This is a genomic window from Lysinibacillus sp. NPDC059133, from assembly GCF_042755925.1.
Taxonomy (GTDB): domain Bacteria; phylum Bacillota; class Bacilli; order Bacillales_A; family Planococcaceae; genus Lysinibacillus.
This window is the reverse complement of record NZ_JBHZDH010000108.1, coordinates 1-4,617: the sequence shown is the minus strand read 5'-3', so window position 1 is coordinate 4,617 and position 4,617 is coordinate 1. Positions and strand designations below refer to the sequence as shown.

Here is a 4,617-nt window from a genome sequence, read left to right as displayed (position 1 = left end):
GATGAGCCGCTTGGGCCAACAGATGTTTTTTGCGCGAAAGCGAAGCGGCAGCGGCACCGAAGTTGGTCACGAAGGCGTTATCACAGGACGTGATGCTTTTAGCCTTCGTTCCTCTATCCAAGGAGTCGCCCAGCCTCCACTCCAATCAACTGATATGGCATGCGTTTTAACAATTGTCATCCCGAACTGTTGGTAATGAGCCACTAATTTGATTAGATATACAAAAAAGAGGTGCCTTATTTAGGCAACCTCTTTCTTTCCATTAACTATGGTATTCATTATAGACTTCTCGCTTCGCTACTTGACGTAGTTTTGCTACTTCCTTGATAGCTTCTTTTGATGTAACACCTGTATCATTAATAATATAATCGACATGTTCAACGACAGACATTGTCATCCAATAGGCTTCTTCACTATTTTCTTCCTCGGCATTGTCGTTTCCTTCAAGGACAATACAAAATTCCCCTCGAATTTCCTCTGTTTGTGACCATACCACTGCTTCGGCCAACGTACCACGTAAAAACTCCTCGAATTTTTTAGTTAACTCGCGAGCTAATACAATTCGACGATTACCAAGAATAGCTTCCATATCTTTTAAAGTGTCCTTTATACGATGAGGAGCCTCATAAAACAAAATAGTTTCCTGACGTTTTTTTAGTTGCTCTAACTGCTGTCGTCGATCCTTTTTCCCTCTATTTAAAAATCCATAAAAGAAAAATGGCTGCGGTGTTAATCCAGAAGCTATTAATGCTGATATTGCTGCATTGGGACCTGGCACCGGTACAACTGGAAAGTCTTGCTCGATTGCTTTTTCGACTATATCTGCACCAGGATCAGAAATACAAGGTAGACCAGCATCACTAACTAATGCAACTGTTTTCCCTTCACGTAAGAAGGCTAATAGCTTCTCTCCCCCCACCTCTAAATTATGTTCATGATAACTTATCAGTGGTGTTTCTATATCAAAGTAGTTGCATAGCTTCTTTGTATTACGTGTATCCTCTGCAGCAATAATATCTGCTTCTTTTAAAATACGTAGCGCACGCACACTCATATCCTCTAGGTTGCCAATAGGTGTTGCAACTAAATATAAACAACCTGTATGATCATGCATTGTACTTTTTTGAGATTTCATGACTCATCCCTCCCTATATATTTCATTTTTTGCGTGCGTGTTAGCTGTTTAAAAGCATATTCTGCACGCATCGCCTCTTGTTTCGTATCGAATTCCTCAACATAAATACATTCCACAGGTCCTCGTGCTCTTGTATATTTTGCTCCCTTACCAGCATTATGTACAGCGACACGCCTGTCTACATTATTCGTGTAGCCTGCGTAAAAGGATTGATCGGCACATTCTAACACATAAAAATAATGGCTATTGTTCTTTTCCATAAAGGATTTCTCTCACTTCTGCTGTATATTCATTATTCTCATTATAAACATACAGAGGCGGTAATATTTTCAGATCAGGCTTACCGTCTTTAATTCCTTCTATTAATAATGCGTTAGCCTCCTTACCTTCCTTCGGATAAATAAGTTGCATACGTTTAGGTTCTATACGGTTTGCCCGCATTGCCGTAACAATATCTAATAGCCGACCCGGACGATGAACAAAAGCTGCCTTTCCGCCCTGTTTTAATAATTTACTTGCAGATTGTATTGCTTCCTCTAACGTTAAATATAGTTCATGACGGGCAATAGCGTAATGCTCACTTAAATTTTTATCACTAGCTTCATGGGCTAAAAAATATGGTGGATTACAGGTTACAACGTCATATTTTTCAATACCAAGCTCCTTAGGAATTTCCTTCACATCACCAAGGACCATATGAATTTGCTCTTCTAACTTATTGTAACGGATACTTCGCTCAGCCATATCAAATAAACGTGGTTGAATTTCTACTCCTGTAATATGTCCCTTTGTTCTGGCACTTAGAAAAAGTGGGATTACACCATTACCTGAACACAAATCAACAATTTTCCCTTTATGGTATGGGACATTGACAAATTTCGAAAGTAGCACTGCATCCAATGAAAACGAAAAGACAGAGGGGCTTTGAATAATACGTAAATTCTCAGCCAATAAATAGTCTAACCGTTCGTCACCTCTCAACCAATCTTCCATGTTTCCTCCTCCTACTATACAAAACAAAAGACTGACACCACTAAAGTGGGAATCAGCCTTCTATTACACATTTTGTTTATTTAAAAATGATAGACAAAACAGACAGTCTTCACCTTTACGTGAACTTCCGAAATGAACATGACAAACATGGAAGCCTTCATGGTATAAACGTGCTAGGTTATCATAACCCTCGCCAATATCTAACGGATTCTCTTTCTTCTCATCAGTAGCTTGTACAGAGTTTTCATTAGAAAGTAGTTCTTCTAGACGTGTACGAAGGTGATGATTTTCTGTTTCGAGAGTCTTATGCTCCTCCATCATTAACGCTACAAATTGTTTCAATGCACCAAATTGCTCCTGCATTGCTTCGAGCTGTTGTTCGAACTCCATAACGGTATCTAAGAAATTACGGTCCTTCACCCAAGCCACCTCGTTCAATTCTCTATCTTATATAAGATTTTTTTCGCATGCTAGCAGTTCTTCTAGTGTATACTCGACTGTACGCTCCTGCTCATGTAAATATACTTGAATGAGTCTCTCCAGTACATTTAAACCTACAACTTTACCACGGCCATCTGGTGTCATCGTCAATTCACCAATGTCTGGCATGCCCTCTTTCGCTTCCTCATATTCATCATTTTCATATTTCAAGCAGCACATTAAACGACCGCAAAGACCTGAAATTTTGGATGGATTTAAAGATAAGTTTTGATCTTTAGCCATTTTAATAGAAACCGGCTCAAAATCTCCTAAAAATGTAGAGCAGCAAAGCATCCGGCCACATGGACCAATACCACCTAACAACTTCGCCTCATCACGTACACCAATTTGACGAAGTTCAATACGTGTTCTAAAAACCGAAGCTAGATCTTTTACAAGATCCCTAAAATCAACGCGTCCTTCAGCCGTAAAATAAAAGATGATTTTATTACGATCAAATGTATATTCAACATCAACGAGCTTCATTTCTAGATTATGCTCAATGATTTTTGTACTTGCTAGTTCAAATGCGCGTTTTGATTCGGCGGCATTTTCCTCTACTTGAATACGATCACGTTCATCCGCTGGTCGTAGAACTTGTTTAAGTGGTAAAACAACATCATTTTCCTCAACCACCTTTTGAGGGACAACTACTTTACCATATTCTACACCGCGAGCTGTCTCTACAATGACATATTGACTGTCCTCTAGTAGATATGATGCTGGATCAAAATAATATATTTTACCCGCTTTTTTAAAGCGGACACCCACTACATTATACAAATGTATACCCCTCCTGCAGATTTAGCATTAACTGCTCCATCATTAACGTCCTATTCATGTTACGCTGTAAAGATGAACGTGCCTGTAAAATAGACTCCATTTGACTAGATAGACGTTCATAAGTCGAATGTAACGCAGCTTCTTTAAATGTCTGTAACATGTCTGGGTAAGTACAAGCTGATTCGGGATTAGCTTTTATTGACACTATATCACGGTAAGCAAATAGTAGTAAATCTAATGCCTGCTCCATCTCGCCTTTTTCTTTAAACAATGGCAACCATTCTTCATGTACAACAAGCATTGCTTCATGTACGTTCTGACGAATTGCCTCTACTAATTTTAACACTGTTTTTCGAGCATGTGCAAACTGCTCATCATTTGCTAAAATCATAGCTGTTTCGAGCTCGTTCGTCATCATGCTCACTGTAGAAGCCATCGAGTAAGCAATATTGTTATCTTGTAAATGCTTTAACAATATGTGTCGAGGCATTTTTTGAAATTTAATATGCTGGCAGCGAGAGCGAATCGTTGGTAAAATTGACTGCATTTGCTCCGTTAATAAAATCGCAGTTACCTCACCATCAGGTTCCTCTAAAAATTTAAGTATCATGTTTGCAGATGCAATATTGAGACGGTCTGCATGATGAAGTACATAAATCTTACGTCCCTCTTCAACACCCATCATCTTCATTTCTGCAATTAATTCACGTATTTGATCAATCTTTATAAATTGACCCTCTGGATAAATTTGATGAATATTTGGATGATTACCCGAATCAACACGTCTGCAATTTCGACATGTTTCACATGGAACATTTTGATTTGGATGCTCACATAACATTAATTTGACAAAAAACCGCATTATATCAGCTTTGCCTGTCCCCTTTTCGCCATCAAAAATGTATGCATGTGCTAATCTATTTTTGTCAAAAATCGTTTGAAGCTGCTTCATTACGACTGGTTGCAGTGTGAATAGCTCTTCAACATTCTTGGCCATATATTCAAATTCCTTCCTATATCAATTACACTCATAGCATAATTGTTTCCTATTGCTCAATTTTATGGATCATCACCAAAACGTGTGGTTGATTTCCGTTCCGGCTGGGCGCTTTGTTGTTGCTGTCGCTACGCTTTCGCACAGATAAAACAATTGCTGACGCTTCGCTTTCGCGCAGAGCAGAGCTTCCTGGGGGCGTCCGATGAGCCGCTTGGGCCAACAGATGTTT

The 4,617-nt window shown here is 39.1% G+C and carries 7 protein-coding genes; all 7 read right to left on the bottom strand.

The features are described from left to right. Window positions 1-262 precede the first annotated feature (262 nt). Window positions 263-1,135: a 16S rRNA (cytidine(1402)-2'-O)-methyltransferase gene (rsmI, locus tag ACFXN8_RS26265; RefSeq protein WP_386848302.1), complete on the bottom strand. Its 873-nt coding sequence runs from the start codon at window positions 1,133-1,135 to the stop codon at window positions 263-265. Beyond that, window positions 1,132-1,395 (bottom strand): GIY-YIG nuclease family protein, encoded by a 264-nt coding sequence (locus tag ACFXN8_RS26260; protein ID WP_386848301.1) that lies wholly within the window; start codon window positions 1,393-1,395, stop codon window positions 1,132-1,134. Before ACFXN8_RS26260 ends, rsmI begins: the two co-directional genes overlap by 4 nt. Further along, window positions 1,379-2,128, bottom strand: a complete 750-nt coding sequence (locus ACFXN8_RS26255) for a tRNA1(Val) (adenine(37)-N6)-methyltransferase (RefSeq protein WP_386848300.1) — start codon at window positions 2,126-2,128, stop codon at window positions 1,379-1,381. Before ACFXN8_RS26255 ends, ACFXN8_RS26260 begins: the two co-directional genes overlap by 17 nt. 63 nt (window positions 2,129-2,191) lie before the next feature. Next, on the bottom strand, window positions 2,192-2,548 hold the full coding sequence (gene yabA / locus ACFXN8_RS26250; protein WP_053485308.1) for a DNA replication initiation control protein YabA: 357 nt from the start codon (window positions 2,546-2,548) through the stop codon (window positions 2,192-2,194). A 27-nt stretch (window positions 2,549-2,575) separates the two neighbouring features. Further along, window positions 2,576-3,391 (bottom strand): PSP1 domain-containing protein, encoded by an 816-nt coding sequence (locus ACFXN8_RS26245; protein WP_197142774.1) that lies wholly within the window; start codon window positions 3,389-3,391, stop codon window positions 2,576-2,578. Continuing rightward, window positions 3,384-4,388, bottom strand: a complete 1,005-nt coding sequence (gene holB / locus ACFXN8_RS26240) for a DNA polymerase III subunit delta' (protein WP_376076033.1) — start codon at window positions 4,386-4,388, stop codon at window positions 3,384-3,386. Before holB ends, ACFXN8_RS26245 begins: the two co-directional genes overlap by 8 nt. Window positions 4,389-4,437: 49 nt before the next feature. Continuing rightward, on the bottom strand, window positions 4,438-4,617 hold a 180-nt coding region (locus tag ACFXN8_RS26235; protein WP_386848299.1), incomplete at its 5' end, for a hypothetical protein.